General features: G+C 44.7%; 11 protein-coding genes. 4 read left to right on the top strand and 7 right to left on the bottom strand.

Translation table 11 applies throughout. The features are described 5' to 3' along the window. Positions 1-213: 213 nt before the first annotated feature. The 7 genes from AC1DM9_RS02645 to AC1DM9_RS02615 all read right to left on the bottom strand — a co-directional run bounded on the left by AC1DM9_RS02645 (position 214) and on the right by AC1DM9_RS02615 (position 14,099). Positions 214-4,635 (bottom strand): DUF4855 domain-containing protein, encoded by a 4,422-nt coding sequence (locus AC1DM9_RS02645; RefSeq protein WP_477512519.1) that lies wholly within the window; start codon positions 4,633-4,635, stop codon positions 214-216. A gap of 1,081 nt (positions 4,636-5,716) precedes the next feature. Continuing rightward, positions 5,717-6,991, bottom strand: coding sequence for a Gfo/Idh/MocA family protein (locus tag AC1DM9_RS02640; RefSeq protein ID WP_430059633.1), 1,275 nt, complete (start codon positions 6,989-6,991; stop codon positions 5,717-5,719). 89 nt (positions 6,992-7,080) lie between these two features. Further along, a complete protein-coding gene (locus AC1DM9_RS02635) occupies positions 7,081-8,772 on the bottom strand; it encodes a response regulator transcription factor (protein WP_477512518.1) in 1,692 nt (563 codons plus the stop codon). A gap of 13 nt (positions 8,773-8,785) precedes the next feature. Continuing rightward, complete coding sequence (locus tag AC1DM9_RS02630; protein WP_477578368.1) at positions 8,786-10,519, bottom strand: sensor histidine kinase; 1,734 nt, start codon at positions 10,517-10,519, stop codon at positions 8,786-8,788. 39 nt (positions 10,520-10,558) lie between these two features. Continuing rightward, positions 10,559-11,443, bottom strand: a complete 885-nt coding sequence (locus AC1DM9_RS02625; protein WP_477578366.1) for a carbohydrate ABC transporter permease — start codon at positions 11,441-11,443, stop codon at positions 10,559-10,561. Between the two features lie 33 nt (positions 11,444-11,476). After that, on the bottom strand, positions 11,477-12,364 hold the full coding sequence (locus AC1DM9_RS02620) for an ABC transporter permease (protein WP_430060408.1): 888 nt from the start codon (positions 12,362-12,364) through the stop codon (positions 11,477-11,479). Between the two features lie 94 nt (positions 12,365-12,458). Further along, entirely contained in the window at positions 12,459-14,099 is a 1,641-nt protein-coding gene (locus tag AC1DM9_RS02615; protein ID WP_477578364.1) for an extracellular solute-binding protein, read from the bottom strand. Positions 14,100-14,475: 376 nt separating this feature from the next. Between AC1DM9_RS02615 and argH the strand changes: the two genes are divergently transcribed. From argH to AC1DM9_RS02595, 4 genes are read left to right on the top strand one after another with little or no spacing between them, the layout of a single operon-like run. Beyond that, positions 14,476-15,987, top strand: coding sequence for an argininosuccinate lyase (gene argH / locus AC1DM9_RS02610; RefSeq protein ID WP_477578362.1), 1,512 nt, complete (start codon positions 14,476-14,478; stop codon positions 15,985-15,987). A 13-nt stretch (positions 15,988-16,000) separates the two neighbouring features. Further along, positions 16,001-16,969, top strand: a complete 969-nt coding sequence (locus AC1DM9_RS02605; protein WP_477512516.1) for an amidohydrolase family protein — start codon at positions 16,001-16,003, stop codon at positions 16,967-16,969. 35 nt (positions 16,970-17,004) lie between these two features. Continuing rightward, the gene (locus AC1DM9_RS02600) at positions 17,005-17,280 is read left to right on the top strand and encodes a hypothetical protein (RefSeq protein ID WP_477578359.1); all 276 of its coding nucleotides are present in this window, start codon (positions 17,005-17,007) and stop codon (positions 17,278-17,280) included. Further along, positions 17,204-18,349, top strand: coding sequence for an extracellular solute-binding protein (locus AC1DM9_RS02595; RefSeq protein WP_477578357.1), 1,146 nt, complete (start codon positions 17,204-17,206; stop codon positions 18,347-18,349). The genes AC1DM9_RS02600 and AC1DM9_RS02595 overlap by 77 nt, the downstream gene beginning before the upstream one ends. Positions 18,350-18,412 lie beyond the last annotated feature (63 nt).

Here is an 18,412-nt window from a genome sequence, read left to right as displayed (position 1 = left end):
TTTTTAAGCTGATCATCCATCCGCTTGTTTGCTGTTCCCTTTTTTCATACTTGCATAAAAAAAGAAACGGCACAGGACTTTTTCCCAAGCCGTTTCTGATTCTATTTTTATTCCCGGTCCTGACTCTTATGTTAACTTAATGACATTGGCCCCGCATGGGGCTCCTCTTCTTTAGCTTGATTAAGCTGCTTCCTGTCATAGTGCCTCGTTAATCTATTCTTTCGCTGATAGCAAATTCAAGATTCGGTAAAGAAACACTGCAGTTTCAGCACGGGTAGTATGATTGCTTGGCTTGATCATGCCGCCATCTCCTTGAATGAGACCTAGCTCAATCATGCCTGCTATGCTGCTGGCTGCATAATCTGGCACCTTATCTGCATCCTTGAAGCTGCTGAGCGATGCAATATCGCTAGGTAGCTCTAACGCTTCCGCTGCCTTTAATGCCCGCGCTGCCATAACCATCATATCTTGCCTTGTTATCTTTGCCTTCGGCTCAAATCGTCCACCCTCCATGCCGGTAACGATACCTAGCTTCTTGGCAATAGCCACTGCATCATAAAAATAATCCTGTGGCTGAACATCTGTGAATGCATCGCTTGCCTCCGCCTTCAAGCCTAACGCTCTTACAAGCATTAGAATAAAGTCTGCTCGGCTTACCTGTACAGCCGGGCTGAAGGTTGTAGCCGATGTTCCTTTTACAATACCTAAGGCAGCCAACTTCTCAACCGCTTCCTGCGCCCAAGAGTATTTGCCGAGATCTGTAAAGGCTGCTGCGGGCTGTTTATAAAATACTGCATAGATGCCCATGCGGTCTATTTGGAACCTGATATGTTTATCTGAGTCGGAATAGGCTGCTGCCGCAATTGCTGATGCTGTTCCTTGTTCATTAATGGACAATATACCGATGCTTGACGCTGTCTCGCTGCCTGTTAACAAATACGGGACCGTAACGGTAATCGGTGCCTTTGCATTGGTCCATGTATAAGCCTTTCCATCCAATAGCGCCGAAAGCTCAACGACTGCTCTTTCACCTATCTGGATCTGTACATCCTGCTTCAACGTTTTAAGGTCCCGCTCGCCGATGATAAGCCGCAGCTCCTTGCCAAGCTCTGCTGACTTCACCAGCATCTGTCCAGAAAGCAAGATCGTTGCTTTAGGCGTCGTTACTTCAATAAGCAAGTTAGGATGCTCAGACAAGAAGGATACAGGAAGATCCAAAGCATACTTCGCTGCCTCGCCGTTTTTGTTAAGCACAATAATTGCTTTCAGCTTTCCGTCTTTATCTGCTTTCGCCCGAGCTATCGCCTTCTGCAGGTCTTGTTCACTGACCACACCGACAGCCATCGTTCCACTTGGATCAAGCTTAGTGCTCATTTCCGCTTTGACAGAACCATCTGATTGCAGCTGGAACAAGTCAGGAGTGGAAATGACCGAGTCCCCGCCTCCTCCGCCAGTCGATGCTTTCTTGTACTCAAAAGTAACCCGTTTAGGCTCGCTCATATCATCTAATGCTAGATACGCCTCATAGATCCCCTCTACATCACCTGTCAATGTAAATGCGAATTGAAAGTTTCCAGTTTCTGTACTCGTCGTCTCGGCTGTGTAATTTACCTTGCCTTGTGGATCAAGCACCTTCAAGCTTACTTTTGTATGATCGCCATTCACCACTAACCCATCAATTGTTACCTTTTTTGCCGCAGTATCCAGTCCTGCTTTAACGCCTTCTATCGTCTTAATAAGCTCAATCTCTTTCTTGTATTCAAAAGTAATCTTCTCCGGCTCACTCATATCATCTGTTGCTAGATAGGCCTCATAGGTTCCCTCTAGTTCACCTGTAAGTGTAAAGTCGAATTGAAAGTTTCCAGCAGCTTCACTCATCTTCTTCGCTTCATAGTGAACTTTGCCTTGTGGATCGACGACTTTCAAACTTACGTTTGCAAGATCGCCATTCATTACCAGACCGTCTAAAGTTACTTTTTTGGATGCCGCATCTACCGTAGTTTTAATGCCTTCAATAGGCTTGGCTTCCTCTGCTCCCGAAAAGTGATAAACGCCAAATTCATAGAACGAATATCCGTAAAATGTTGCTCTTTCGATCCCTTCAAATTTAATGTATCTAGCCTTGATCGGGTCAAAATGAACCGTTTCTTTGCCGTCCTTCGCCGTAATTACGCCGTCATTTTCCTTGATCACACTCTTCCAATTTTGCTTATCATCGGAGACGAGTAATTTATAGGTTTTTGCGCGAGCGTATTCCCAATCAATCGTTACAGTGTCCATCTCCGTCACTTCACCGAGATCGACCTGGAACCATGTGTTGTTCAGCAGTTCACTTGCCCATCTTGTTGAAGGGAATCCATCAACTGCTTTCCCCGGAGCATAATTTGGATTACCGGCTTCTACTGTAGATGCTTCCGCGGCTTTATTCTGTGCCAAATTTCCAAGCAGGTAATAGACGTCTTCCTTCAGCGTGCTGTACGCCCCGTCTGTAATCATATGCTCTTTTTTCAGAAGCTCCAGCTTCGCATTAAAGCCTTTTAAGTACTTGGTAAACTTCGACTTGTCGTTTCCTTCGAACCGGCTCATCATCTCCAAATAATTGTTCAGCGAGCGAGCTGCTTCGTCATTTGTGAATTGTTTGGTTTCCTTGTAGCTTTCAATTAATGTTTTCAAATCGGATGCGCTGGTACCCGCTTCAATCACATAAAATGTTTTTTCCGATTTGCCTGCTGCTACGGTAATGACAAGCTCATGTTTTCCTGGCTTGCCTGCCAAATTTATAACCGTTCCTTCTGTGTAAGGCTTGCCATTAAAGGTAGCTGTTACTTTATTCAATCCACTTCCATCATCATTGATTAATTTCCATGTAAACGAAATGGGTTCTCTTTCCGAAATAGCCACTCCGCTTTGAAGCACTTGGCCATTCATTTGTACTTCTGCCTTTGGAGGGGCAGCGTTGTTCGCTTGATACGTTCCTTTTATAAATTGATAGAGCCAATCGTACAAAATGCGTGTTGCAGGATCAGCACTTACCGCCGTATCAAATACAGCATTATTACCTTGGTAGTAGGCTTTAAAGGCTGATTGCATAAAGCCGGTTTGGACGCCGCTGTTTAAATAATCAACATACCGCTCCCTAAACACGCCATCAGTCACCATACGATCATCAAACTCAAGCTCAACGCCCATCCCATACCGCTTCGCTATGTTCGTGGCGTCTTCCAGACGATCCTCATCCAATGGCTCGAAAAAGTAGTTTGGCTGGAAGGCTACAGCATCTATCCCGACATCCTTCCACATATGGCTTTTGTAAGCTAAGAAGTGCGGTATCCAGAAAAGCTTCAAGTTCTGAGCATGCACTTTATTACTCGTCGAACGAATTAAATCCGGCCCTGTCGCGCTTGTACTGATTTGTTCCTCCAGCCAGTACATGCCGGCAAGCTCAAGATGAGAGTAATGGTTTGATGCCCATTTTTGTTCCGCTTCATTTAACCACCACTGTATCGCTTTCTCTCTATTTGCATACGCTTTCATTTCTCCAACTTCAGAAGCATTGAAGCTTTCAGATATACCATCACCGTCAATATCTCCGAAATCGTTCACATACTCACCTGGGTCTGGAATCATTAAAACAACCTTTACCTTATGATCAGGCTGATTCAGCTTGCTTCCAACTTCCATCGCCGCTTCGTTTAGCTGCTGCATATCGCCTGTTTCTGCAAATGTTTTGTTCAGGTACCATTTCCAGTCCTCCAGCGTAGCTCCTCCGCCAAACGCATTTCCGGCCGGCGATGTAAGTCCAAGATAAAGAACGCCGTCAAAAAGCCAATCCACTGGTTCCCCGGACCGATCTACGTAACTGATATTAGGAATAATCCGATCCTTCGTCCAGGTACCCTTATCATTCGCATATTGTCCGTTATAGAGCAATCCAAGATTACGAATGCCAGCCGTTGCTTCTCCCGGCTCTAAGTAGCTCGGCTGCTCAGCGGCAACTTCTTCCGCTCCTTCCACTTTTCCATCTGCGCCCCATATTTCGATTTCATCAATGAAGGTCCAAGCTCTCGTATGCATCGAGAAGGTTACTTTCACATAACGGGCATAAGCCATCTCCGCATCAGAATTCCCACTTTTGATGCCATCTCTGCTTCCATTCCAGTCATATACCTCTTCTCTTGGCGGCCCATCCCCCCAAAGCAGCTTGGTTGAATTGTGTGAAAGCGTTCCCCAATTTTCTTTGTCGTCGGATACGTACATTGAGACCGTCAACGGCACAAGCATAGTGTTGTCAGGCCAATCCTGCAAAAATCGCGCTTTAATGCTCGAGATAGATTTCTTCTCCCCTAAATCAAACACAACCTCGCGTGTCATCTTCTTCACATGCCCTACCCAAGCCGGGTCCGACATATCCAACTTTCCATAAATGCCATCGGTCAGCTTATTATGATCATCCGGGTACTTGGCCTCCGGAGCTTCGGACCATTCATATCCAAGCCCCGCAGCAAGATTACGGAATGCAGACTGTCCCTGATCCTGTCCTTGATCTTGTCCATCTTCCGCTTGTACTGCCGGAACCAGTGTCAACAACAGGGCACTTATCAATGCGATAGCTATCCAGCTTTTACTTCTTTTCATTAATGACAGCTCCCTTTCTATTCTCAAATAAAAAGACTACTAGACATGCAATACAATAGGTTTCATTTCAAGCCTGCTTTAAGTCTTTTGCAGCACTCAATCCTCCTTCCTAAGATTCCATCGCAACCGATGTAGAAGCTTGCAGGCCATGTTCTTACTGTTACTTTAAGAAACTTGACCCGACTTTCAAAGAGATAACTTATGACTTTGATATACATTTGTTTACTTGTCTCCTTTCACCGCTCAGATTGCTCTTGTCATGGACAAATAAATGGGCCTATCTCAAAATAAATAGACTCAAATAGGGAATGGCGTCACAGAAAAAATTTCTGTGACGCCATTTTTTTCATCAGCTGCATGATTATTAATGAAATCGAGCTATCTCTCCAGTGAGTTTATCTCTTTTGAGACTCGCCCTATTTCATCGTGCCTTGTATGGAAACGATAGGTTTAATTTTGCAACGCATTCTATTTTCGCATTTATGCGTATTCACACAATCCGCCTCAACTGTTGACGCTCAAAATGCTCTGTTGCTAGCGGCCATCGTTAAAGCATATATCGCTAACGAACCTAGCAGCTCTTATTTAGACTATTCGTATAGCTTTGAAATTCCAACGAACTCCAGAAGCATTATATCGAGAAAAATGAGGCATAACATCTTATAAAGCATGAAATAACGACATTAAGATTCGTTAAAACTTAAAACAGGTAATTTTCTGTACAATAAGCTTAATACAGTTCGTTAGGGGAGTGCTCTTAGCATGTTGTGCGCCGCTGACGGCGAAATAACTATTAAAAACATAAGCGCAACTAGCAGATGAAGAATAACTAGAGATCCCAACATTTCTTTTCTCAAGGCTCTTGCTAACCAGTAAGCCAAAGCGTTCGTTCGCCTACCCATCGTATGCTTTAAAGCAAACAGCCATCGACCAGAACAGGAAATAGCAGTACATGATTAGCTAAACAGCTCTTGTACCATTGTCTTGCAGCATATGATCCATCATTTTTGTCCAAAGCGAACTATTGCTCCAGCGAGCTGACCACTATGGAGACACCTTATCTCAACCCTGCCTATTTACCTTATGCAGGCAGCTCTTGCTTCTCAAGCATATCCGACATTTTGATCGCAAGCCCCTCATGCAGCCTCGAATGCTCCGACGCAAATGCTATCAGATGGCTTTGCAGCGACGCCGTTGCAGAGGTCAAGCCATGTGAAGGATTGCTGTCAAATTGGCAAACGTTTCGCAGGAACGAGCTGACCATCCGATCATCTCCGCCTCCGTGGCCATCCCCTTGGACGCTGCAGCGAATTTCAAGCTGTTCTCCCGTTGCATAACGATACAGCGTAAAAGAACCTTTCTCCATATCGCCAATAATTTCACCCTTTGTGCCCATCATTTGAACACGGCGTGTACCGCTTTGCGTCAATCCTGACATAATGAACGATGCATTCGCTCCATTCTCGAATTGCATATTCACAACCTGATGGTCAACGACATTGTTATCGCAGCGGTATACACAACGTCCAAACGGTCCTTCCTTCAGCGCTTTCAGAATACCCTCTTGTGACAAATCATTCGTCATATATCTCGCCCAAGCGTGATCCGGCGCCTGCATATACATCTTTATCGCTGAGAAAGCACATTCCTTCTCGACAGCGCAGCCATCAATGCAGCGTTCCGCTGAACCATCCGGAGCATTCTCCGATCTAAAATGCAGTAAAGAGCCGTACGAGCTAACGCTTGTACAAGGCTGATCCATAAGCCAGGAGATGATATCCAGATCGTGGCACGATTTGGCCAAAATCATTGGACTAGTCTCCTCTGAATTCCGCCAATTGCCGCGCACATAACTATGCGTCATATGCTGATAACCGACATTCTCCGTTAATTGAATCGTACCCACCGTGCCAAGCTCGCCGTCCTCGATACATTTTTTAATCCCAGACCAAAATGGTGAATACCGAAGCACATGCGTAACAACAAGCAGCCTTTTATGCCGCAGTGATGCCTGCTCAAGCTGAATGCATTCCGTAAGTGAAGGCGACATCGGCTTCTCAAGCAGAACGTGATAACCGAGCTCCATGGCCTTCATCGCCGGAATATAATGCATCCGATCGAGTGTACAGATGATCATGACATCTGCTATACGCCCTTGCTCAAATACTTTTTCCCAGCTGTCATACACATGCTCTTGGTCGATTTGATGGATTTCTGCAAACCGATTTCTGCGTTCTTCATTTGGTTCAGCTACAGCAACCATTTTTAATTCATTCGGAAATTTCTCCGCATACGGCCCATAAATGTATCTCCCTCTGCTGCCTGCGCCTAGTAATACGGCTGTTAATGTTCTCAAAATTTCTCCTCCTCTTGTGCGCTTTCTATACCTCAATTGTAAGGGGAGCGTTCAGGAGGAGACAGAGATCGTTGTTTACAATCCATATACTATTGTTGACCTTGTATTTGCGACTGGCACCTTGCCATGCGGAAATCCTGCGGTGTCGTCTCGTTCTGCTTCTTGAAAAACCGAATAAAGGCAAGCGCGGAATTGTACCCGAGCGCAGCCGCAATTTCATTAACTTTCATGGATGTGTTCAGAAGCAAGTCTTTGGCAACCAAATTCCGATAGTCGTTCACGTATTTCGATAAGCCTATGCCCGTTATTTGCTTATAAAGCCTGGACAAATAAGAAGGATTTAAGCTTACGTAATCCGCTAAAGCGGTTAAGGAAATATCGGTAGACAAATTCTCTTCGATATAGCGATGTACTTTATTCACAACCTCAGTCGGCAATTGCGAGCCGCGCAGCGTATTCCATTCAAAAAAACAGTCCGCCATTTGCCTATAATACTGAATCAATTCCGTCCATGAGGTAGAGTCCCCATAGCGGTATAACTTCTCCAAGTCGAGCTGCGTATTCATGTAATCCCGAATGTCCCGGTTTTTGTGTATATAGTAAAGAAACACTGCCGAGAGGGAATGATACATTTCTATTTTGCGCTCATTAGGCGTTCCTGGGACATTCCAAATTGCAGTAAGCTCCATATACAATTTRTTGAACTGCTCCCGATTGTTATTTTCCAGACAGCTCATCAGCAATTGAACCCGAGCATGGTAAAAGCTATCATGAATGCTGCCGGCTTTATCGTCTGTCTCTTGATTCTGAATGTCTTTATCGGTCATAATGACCTCATTAAACAATCCATGCCCTTGCACCAAACCATATTTGTTCGCATGAAAACGATCCGATAGATCATTCCATTCCGTCACTTCGCTGCCAAGGAGAAAAGAAACGGTCGTTCCCAGCAGCCTCTTGCATGTACCTTGAATCGTTTCCAATATGCCGCTCGTATAGCGATAGGCTCTAACAAAATCCAAATTGCTGGAACTGGTATCAGCAGATAACTCATCACAGCTTTTCGGTTGAATCAGCCAGACGATCTTTGACAGCTCAAATACAACGGAATAGCTTCTTACCTGTGCAGACAAATATTCGTCGCCAATATTTTGCAGCGCATAGGTTAATAATGCTTTATCCGGCGCAGTGAACATTTCCTTCCATACATCGATTCTGGCAATGAGTACATAAACCGGCAGGGCAGCATCGAGCGGAATATTTAATTCATTGAAGGCCTGCTTTAACTGATTCTCCGCTGCATGCTTACCCTGCAGAAGCCCCCATATATACTCTTTTTGCAGTGAGGGCAATGCCAGTCTCATACTGGTTTGCGCTCTCGTAATCATCTGTACTTGATCCTGTTCCTCTTCTATTTTCTCGATGGCTCGTTCGACAGACTGGATGATTTTCTCGTCGCTTTCTATTTTTAGAATATAATCAAAACCACCGTAAGTAATGGCGTTTCTTGCATATTGAAAATCGTTATATCCCGTTAGAAAAATAACTTTGCAGGCAGGCCACTGTGCCTTTATTTCCTGCAACAGCTCGATTCCTTCAATTCCCGGCATTTTAATGTCGGATACGACGATATCCATGCGATGCTGGGATAATACCTCCAATGCTTCTTCCCCTGAATAAGCTTTCATCACTTCGAGCTGCAAATGCTCTGTCTGCTCGAACAGCTCTACTAAACCATCAACAATAATGGGCAGGTCATCTACAATGAGCAGTCTGTACATGTTGTTTCCTCCTCTAGCTTGCACTCAGTTTGATTGTGACCATCAATCCGCCTAAATCAGATCGTGACAGCGCAATGCCGTACTTCTCTCCGTAACGCAGTTGAATTCTACGATGCACATTAATAATTCCTGTTGTTTCCTCGATATGATTTGTTGAATGCCGCAGCTTCTTCTGAAGCTGTTCAATCTCTTTATCCGTAATGCTCTGGCCATTATCTTCCACATAAATCGTGAATTCATTTTCCGTTTGGTCACTGTGTACCTTCAATTCGCCGCGCAGTACCATATTGCCTAAAGCATGCTTATAGGCATTCTCAATAATAGGCTGCAAAATCAGCCTTGGTACGTGAATAGCTGGGACATCTCCTGCAAAAGAAACCTGTATCCGTTCCCCGTAACAGATCGATTGCATGTCAACATAAGTACGCGAATGCTCTACCTCAAGCTCGAGAGGGATCTCATCCTCATCATCGCGAGTAATAAACTGAAAGTATTGCCCAATGTATAAACAAAATTGATAGGCCTTCTCCTTCTGACTGTCCAATTTAATTAATCGGCACAGAACAAAAAAACAGTTATATAAAAAATGAGGATTAATTTGCGATTGCAGTCGTTTCAGCTCCGAGCGCTGATTCCGAATTTGCTGCTCGTAATTTTCCTTAATTAACGTATTGAGCGATCGTACCGTGTCATTAAAGGCTTTGTACAAATATCCGAATTCATCTCCTCCACGGTCAATCACAATCGGCTCCAGCCTATTCTGCTGAACACGGCGAAAGGCTTGCACCAGCTTCATAAGAGGCCGGTAAATAAAGCGCAATAGGAAATAGGTGAAAAATAAGACGATACCTACCGAAAGAGCACAAGCCCATAAAAATAATGTTCTGTACATTTGCAATGATCCAAGAACCTTCTCTTCGGGAATACAGGTAATCGAATAGGAATTCCAAAGCGTAGAATATTTATATACTGTAAGAAAGCGCTTACCATTGTAGATAACCGTTTCGTAACCTTCATTGGACTTTGATTGCTGCTTTTTAACAGCCAAAGCTTTCATTTGCCCCAGTAAAGCCGGGTCTACCCCGCTTTCAATTTCCCAGCCGCGTTCCAAATTAAGAAGCACGCTGTGTCCGTCTCGCGTTCCGCCAATTTGCGATAACGTGTCCTTTATTTTGCTCGTTGAGAGCTCAACCCCTACAATATACAACGGATTTTTAACTGAAATAATAGGATATTGCATCGTTATAAACAATCGGTTCTCCCAAAAAATGAACGGCTCTTCATACAATTTCACATTAGCCTGCATGGCGGTATACTCCGATTCATTCAAAGAGGTCTCAAAATCATTGCTCAGAATCGTGCGCTTGATTAATGGAATATACGCCTTAGCTTCTTTAATAAACGGACTTGAATTTTTCATAAGCTCAAGCCTTCGCTGGATATCCAATATTTTGCGCGAACGCTCATATGAGCTCATGTCATTGCCCGTTGTAGCAATTTCCATCAAATCTTTGTCCATCACATAGTTCGGCAAGTAACGGCTAATTCGATCCGCTTCCTTGTCGAGAGAGTCCATATAAAACCTAGTCGTATTCAGTATCGATTCTGAGATCTCGCTGCGAATATTTTCCGAGCCCTTCTCTATTATCATCCAAGTAATGGCCATCAGCGGCAGCAAGGCCGCCAAAAAGGCAGCCATAATTTTTTTGAATATGGAGGAATCATGCAAAAAGAATAGGTTTTTCATCGTTTTAACTCCTGCTAGTAGTAGTGGACCATTCCGGCACTATTCTTTTACGCTCCCCATTACGATTCCTTTGATGAAAAACCTCTGTAAAAAAGGATACACAATCAGAATCGGAAATGCTGCGACAAAAATTTGTGCCGCTCGGCTTGTGCGATCAGACAGCTTGAGCATTAATTCGGCATTTTCCGCTTTAATAAAGCGGAAATCCATCTTAATAATGACCGTCTGCAGAAACGTCTGAAGCGGATAATTCTCAGTATGATTCATATAAAGCATGCCGTCAAACCAACTATTCCAATGCCCCACCATCGTAAGAAGTCCCGTCGTTGCCAAAGCTGGTAACGATAGCGGTACATATATTTTCCATAATGTAGTGAAATGACCTGCACCATCTATACGCGAGGATTCCTCTAGTTCTTTAGGCAAATTACGATAGAAGTTAAGCAATAAAATAACATTAAACACCGGAATAGCCGTTGGCAGGACTAGCGCCCACATCGTATCGATTAAACCTAGCGATTTTACAGTCAAATAAGAAGGAATCAGACCGCCGCTGAACAAAATCGTAAACACGAATAACCAAGCATATAAGGTTCTAAGCCGAAATTGACGGGGATCTTTGGATAATGGATAAGCGGTTATAATCATCAAAACCATACTAATGGAGGTTCCTAGAACAACGCGCTGAATCGATACCCAGAACGCACGCAAATATTCCGGTTTTCCAAATACATTATCATAAGCCGCAGTGGTGAATTCAACCGGCCATAAAATAACCTTCCCAGCAGCCGCGGCAGCTCCAGAGCTGAATGAGATCGCCAAAATATGAATGATAGGCATGAGGCATAAGAAGGATGTCAGCATGAGAAAAGTAAAGTTGCACGCTATAAATAGTCGTCTGCTAAATGATCGGTTTGTAACCACGTAATGTCTCCCTTCTGAATTACGAACGCATCGTTAGAAAATGCGGTAATTCGCTACACGATAAGCTAACAGATAAGATAGAGAAATGAATATAAAAGAGACGATAGATTTCAATAAGCCTACTGCCGTGGCGAAACCAAATTGCGCTTGCTGCACACCCATTCGATAGACAAAGGTGTCAATAATATCTGCGCTTTCATAGACAGGCGGACTATACAAATTAAAGATTTGTTCGAAGCCCGCGTTGAGTACATTCCCGATATTAAGCGTAAACATAAGCACGATAATCGGCATCATTCCAGGCAGTGTGACATGAAAGGTCTGTTTGATACGCCCTGCACCGTCAATTTCGGCTGCTTCATAAAGCGAAGGATTGATGCCCGTCAGCGCAGCCAAGTACACAATTGTACCAAATCCAAACTCCTTCCATACATCCGAGGCGACCATAACATATGGAAACCAATCATTGCTCCCTAAGAAAAAAATAGGCTTTATCCCAAACAAGCCTAATATTTGATTGAAAACGCCTGAGGATGGAGAAAAAACATCAACGATAATTCCGCTTAGCAGTACCCATGATAGAAAATGTGGCAAGTAAACAAGCGTCTGAAACGTCCGTTTTATCCATTCTCTCCGCAGCTCATTAAGCAATATCGCAATCGTGATCGGTACAATGAGACCTACTATGATTTTCATCACGGCTATATAGACCGTATTAAAGAAAATACGTCCGATATCAGGGTAATCAATCAATAGCTGAAAGTTTTTCAGTCCAATGAAAGGAGACCCGAATAACCCTTTGTTTGGTACATATTTCTGAAAAGCCATAATGATGCCGACCATCGGGACATAGCTAAAAATCAAAACCAAAACGATTCCCGGAAGCAGCATCAGATGAAGAGGCCATTCCCTCTTCCACATCCGTGTCAGTACATTCAAGCCATTCACCTCGTTGTTTAAGGTTAATAAAAAGAGGGATTGCTTCAACCAATCCCTCTACTCATTCGTTTTGCAATTATTTCAGAGCAGCGTAAAACTCGTTTACTTCTTTTGTAATTTCATCGCCGCCAAGCTTTTTCCATTCCACGACGAATTTATCGAATTCATCCACCGATACTTGATTCATGATGATTTTGAAGAAAACTTCATCCCGCTTCTTGAGCAAAATTTCTTGTCGGTCTACCATAGTTGGAGTTGGCGCGCCGTAAAATTTATTTTGCAAATATTGCTTATTTTTCTGAATTTCCGGTACATGAGAGAACGCGCCGCCTGGGCCTGAAATCAAATACTCCCACCACATGCTCGTATCGCCGTCAACATACTTCATTGCCCGCTCATACCGCGTTTTATGATCCTTCGTCACCAAAATGCTAGTGTCTTTATTGGCAATCGCTTTTGGCAGTATTTCGCCGTTGTTATCCAGTTGTTTACCTACGCGCAGCGGACTAAGCAGCCAGTAGTTGTTGCCCTTCTCTTTCAAGTCTTTACCGAATTCGTATACCTTTTGCTCATCAGTTGGATGATTGTCGACGGCAATCCACTGGTTCAGCAGCCTAATAACGCCTTCTGGATGCTTCGCCTTCTTGGAGATGACATAATATTCATCAACACCCAGCCCGATTTGGGATAATGCAGGGCTGCTGTCTACCGTTGGAATCGGGAATGCTCCCCACTCCTGAACCACTTTTCCGTCCTTCACAGCACCTTTCACAAGCTGAGCTGGTGTCCAAGATGCGCCATAAACCATGCCAATGCTATTGTTGTAAACGAGTTCTGCCGCTTTCTCCACATCTTTTACAGCGAACTCAGGATCAATCAGCCCTTTTTTGAACATCTCCTGCAGTGCAGCAAGCGCATCCTTTACTTGCGGCTGAATGTCGCTATTGACCAAGCCGCCTTTGCCATCTTCGATCCAAATATTTTCATAGGCATGATAGCCATTGAGGAATGCACGTAGTCCCGTTACTCCTGTATCCATACTGAATGGATTTTTACTTACGGCAAGCCCGTATGATGTGCCTGTGCCGCCTGGATCTTTGGCTTTGAAAGCTTCAGCAATCGCCATGAAATCTGCCATCGTCTTCGGCTCAGGCAAATTCAGCTCCTTCAGCCAGTCTGTACGCACATACAAAAACTGATATTGGTACGGATTGTATGAGCTCGGAATACCCATCAGCTTGTTGTCAAACATCGCTGTTTTCATCTGCATGCCTCCATCCATCGTCAAAAACTTTTTCGTTTCCTCTGTGGCATTCTCGTCATACACTTTGGTCAAATCCATAATCATATCCGCTTCAGTCAGCTCTTTCAATTGCGTTGCATTAACTAAGAGAAAATCGGGAAGATCATCGGATGCGATCGTAATCTTTACCTTTTCCTTGAATTGGCTCGTATCAGCTACCCACTTGTTCGTAATCTTGACGCCAATGTCTTTCTCATAGGCATCGTATACGGAATTTTTCTCGAAACTCTCGCCCTCATCAAACTTTAAATATTGATCGCTTGGCGAAACCGTCGATACTTCAATCACTTCATTTCCTTTTTCAACGGGCGTGTTAGTCGATTTTTCCGGTTCATTCGTGTTTTTGCCACACCCAGCAACGGCCAAGCTAAGAACCAATGCGATACTCAAGAGCGCCTTCCTTTTCTTCTTCATACTACCCCTCCACATGGTCTTCATAATAATAATGCGGCTGCTTTTATGCAGCTTTCCTTCTTAGTTCTAGTATAGAAAGGTGAGCAATGTTGATCCATATACTAGTCTTTACTTTCGTATACACCTCTTGACTCGGGTGAGCTCCTGCCTGTACCAAGCGATGAAATGCTGAAGATCTAAAGGACAATAAAAAGAGTTGCGCTCCAAATAAAACCGTGATACTATTCTAATCATACAATTCCACTAGGAATAATATGGAAAACGACCGGACAGCCGGAGAAATCGCTTTATGCGATAGCTCCGGCTGTTTTTATATTCTCATGCAACTTCAACATCTGCCAAATAAAAAGTTATTTTACGAAGGAGGGCGTACACGATGACGATTAGACGGAGCGATTCAGCTGAAGGCAGCTCGTTCCCTGGCAGAACCTATGCTGAAGCGGTACTTGCGCCTGCCTATGACCAAGCCAAGAAGGAGCTTCTGCTTCCAATGATCTCCGTGCATAAAGCGCATCTCATCATGCTGCTTGAGCAAGGGCTGCTTAGCAAGGAAGAAGGCCATAAAATCGCCAAATCATTATTTTCACTTGATTTGGAGCAGTTAAACAGCGGTACCTATACCGGCCAATTTGAGGATTTGTTTTTTGAAGTGGAACACCAGCTGCTTAAATTATCGGATGAAGCCTCCGGCAGCCTTCATCTGGCTCGAAGCCGCAATGACATGGGTATTGCCATATACCGAATCACTTTACGAGAAAAACTGCTTAGAACGATCTCGTCTGCCCTGCAGCTGCACACTGAACTGCTCGCTTTCGCCCAGAAACATACGGAAACGATCTTTATCGCTCATACGCATACCCAGCAAGCACAGCCGACGACAATCGCCCACTACATTGCAGCGGTAACAGACTCGCTCGCAAGGGATATACGCAGATTGCAGGCGGCCTACGCAAATTGTAATTTAAGCAGCATGGGAGCTGCCGCTCTGACAACGTCGGGTTTTGCCATTAGCCGGGAACGCGTTGCCGAGCTGCTTGCTTTTGACGGATTAATTGAAAACTCTTATGACGCTGTAAGCGGAGCAGATTATGTCGGTGAAATCGCCGCAGGAATCACGCTCGCAGCGATTAATCTTGGACGGTTTACGCAGGAGCTGCTGCTGTGGTGCACACAGGAATTTGGAGTCGTTCAAATAGCCGCCCCATACGTCCAAATCAGTTCCATTATGCCGCAAAAAAGAAATCCAGTTTCCGTTGAGCATATCCGTTCACTCTTATCCAGCATTACAGGCAATGCTCAGACCGTCCTTACGATGATTCACAATACGCCTTTTGGCGATATTGTGGATACCGAAGACGATATGCAGCCCTATGCTTGGCGCAGCCTAGAGACGCTTGAAGTTGTGTATCGATTGTTGTCCAAGGTCATCTCTACCTTGCAGCTAAACGAGGATGTTCTGAGGCAGCGCACTGCTGCAAGCTTCGCTACTGTTACCGAGCTTGCTGATACGATCGTCAGAGATGAAGGATTATCTTTTCATAAAGCACATTCAATCGTAAGCAAGCTCGTCAAGCATGCCGTTCAGCATGGCAACAAGATAGCTGACTTGAACATTGAAGAATTAAACGAAGCTGCGATTCAAACCATCGGCTTCCCGCTTGGGTTAACTGACGAGCAATTAAAGCTAGCACTGGAGCCTGCGCATTTTGTAAATATTCGCAGTCTGCGGGGCGGCCCTAGCCCTGCCGAGATGAACCGGGCGCTTACCGTTCAGCAAGATAGGTTATCAGAGCTTGCGCTATGGCTGGAGGAACGAGAATCTCGATTGGCAGCTGGTGCTGCAGAGATTGATTTGATTTTGACCGATTGGATCATCAAGGAATTATGAATGGAGTGAAGCTATGTTTCGCAGCCAATTTAAAGTATTTGATGTGCATGGACATCTTCCTTACCGATTAGTGCTAGGAAATAACAAACGACATGAATCCGTTGCTCGCTATGGTGCAGAGAGAAGCGAGCGAATGCGGCTCACTTGGGATTTTCCAGATGCAACGATTGCAGACAACGATACTGAAAATGAAAACACGCCGTTAATTGACCGATGGGTGAAGGAGCTTGATAAGTACGGGATCGGAGGACTCAACTTCCTCACCGCGCTTGATAATGACAATTTGGCCGATCATCTAGCCAGTCATCCTGATCGTTTTACCGGCTTTGCCCATCACGCCATCGAGGATGCTGGCGCAGAGGAAGAACTTCGAAGGGCAGTTAATGAGTTAGGGCTTAAAGGTTATAAGCTGTTCGGCCCGCTGACTTCCATCCCTTTTGATGATCCGTCACTCACGCCCGTATGGACCTTTCTCGCAGAGAAGAAGCTTCCTGTGTTGATCCACTTCGGTTTACTCGGCCATGCGGGAGGAATTGCCCATCATCCGAATATAAGTCCTCTAGCAATTTTCAACACGGCAAGAGAATTTCCGGACATTCCGTTCATCATTCCTCACTTTGGCGCAGGTTATTTCCAAGAGCTGCTTCATCTGTGCTGGAGCTGCCCGAATGTATATGTCGATACTTCCGGCTCCAATCAATGGATGCGCTGGATGCCCTATGAGCTCACCTTGGAATTCGCGCTTCGCAAAACCTATGAGCTGATCGGGCCTGAACGTATTATTTTTGGTACGGATGCCAGCGGGTTTCCTCGAGGTTACCCGTATCGTTATCTGCAGGATCAAGTTCGCGCCTGCCGCGAGCTGCGATTCGGAGAGGACGATATCGAGAACATATTCGGCAATAACGCTAGGCGCCTGCTCGGTCTTGAGCTGCCGCCAAACACGATTACCAAGAAATCCGACATCGCAAGCCAAGCTTAAGCACCGTTTTTTTATAAAAAAAGGAGTGGATACCATTGAAGAAAAAAAGCTCAGTTTCTATCGTTACAGGATCACTTATCATCGCACTTGCTCTAGCAGGCTGCGGCAGCAGCAATCAAGCAAACAGCACAGAACAAAATAAAGCAACGGAAAAACCAACCGATAAGGCAACAGACAAAGAAACAGATAAAAAAGTGACGATTGAATATTGGCAATATGAATTTCCAGCCAAGGTTGATCAACGAACTCATAAAAGAATTCCAAACCTTACATCTGAATATTACCGTAAAACAAACCAACTTCCCTTATGATCAATACAATCAGAAGGTTGCTACGCTGGTGCCAGCCGGCAAAGGCCCAGATGTTATTAACCTCTACTATGGCTGGCTGCCGAAATACGTCTCATCCGGTTACTTGCAGCCGCTGCCTGAGGATCATTTTCCAACTGCGGAAATTGAAAGCAACTTTTACCCATTAGTCAGCGCCGCAAAAATTAATGGCTCCTATTACGCTATTCCTACTGCCGTACGCACACTCGCCTTGTTCTACAATAAGGATTTATTGTCCAAAGCCAATATTACTGAGCTTCCTACAACATGGGAGCAGCTGGTAGACGTATCCAAGAAACTGACAGAAACAGATGCCAAAGGGCAATTTGTCACTGAAGGTTTCGCATGGGAGCCTGGCGCGCAGCTGCATCACTGGTATCGAGACGGTCTACTGCATCAAGCAGGCGGTCAAGACTTAAGCGATGATCGTCGCAAAATATTATGGGCAGAAACACCTGCAGGTTTGGAGTCATTTCAATATTTAATCGATTTTGCCGTGAAGCATAAGGTTGGGATCAACGGATTTTATGAGAATGACAGCAATGCCTTTATGACCGGTCATGCAGCTATTAATATCGACGGTTCCTTCCGGCTTGGCTCCATTAAGAAGGACTTTCCAGATTTAAACTATGGCGTTGCACCTCTTCCATCCTACAAAACCAAATCAGCCCCGTCCTCCTTCTGGGCGAACGCCATTCCCAAAAATGTTGAAGGCGACAAGCTGAAGGCTGCTTCTGAATTTTTGGAATTTCTAACGAGCAAAGAGGTTCAGGAGAAATGGGTGGAGCAAATCGGAGAGCTTCCAGCACAAAAAGCAGTTGCGACGCAGGATAAATACGTAAACGATGAGAAGCTAGGGCCATTTATTTCCCAATTGGACGATAGCCGCGCGCATTTCTTCATCGACGAAACCCAAGAAAAAACATTGTTTGTTGATGCGACAAATGAAGTGCTGCTCAATAAAGTTCCGGTCGAGAAGGCCTTCCAAGACCTTGTAGCCAAAACGCAAAAGCTCTATGACGATTATTGGGCTGCTGCAGACAAAAAGTAATAATAAGGGCGCTCGGCCTAGAGCGAGCGCCTTTCTTTTGATGAAATGGAGGTGAGTTCCATT

It is taken from the genome of Paenibacillus sp. 01T431, assembly GCF_056398625.1.
This window is presented reverse-complemented; position numbering and strand designations above follow the sequence as displayed.

What these genes read in the sequence shown, in the direction of transcription:
- AC1DM9_RS02630 (WP_477578368.1), bottom strand. Translation starts at nt 10,519, where the DNA reads ATGAAAAACCTATTCTTTTTGCATGATTCCTCCATATTCAAAAAAATT.
- AC1DM9_RS02645 (WP_477512519.1), bottom strand. Translation starts at nt 4,635, where the DNA reads ATGAAAAGAAGTAAAAGCTGGATAGCTATCGCATTGATAAGTGCCCTG.
- AC1DM9_RS02615 (WP_477578364.1), bottom strand. Translation starts at nt 14,099, where the DNA reads ATGAAGAAGAAAAGGAAGGCGCTCTTGAGTATCGCATTGGTTCTTAGC.
- argH (WP_477578362.1), top strand. Translation starts at nt 14,476, where the DNA reads ATGACGATTAGACGGAGCGATTCAGCTGAAGGCAGCTCGTTCCCTGGC.
- AC1DM9_RS02605 (WP_477512516.1), top strand. Translation starts at nt 16,001, where the DNA reads ATGTTTCGCAGCCAATTTAAAGTATTTGATGTGCATGGACATCTTCCT.
- AC1DM9_RS02620 (WP_430060408.1), bottom strand. Translation starts at nt 12,364, where the DNA reads ATGTGGAAGAGGGAATGGCCTCTTCATCTGATGCTGCTTCCGGGAATC.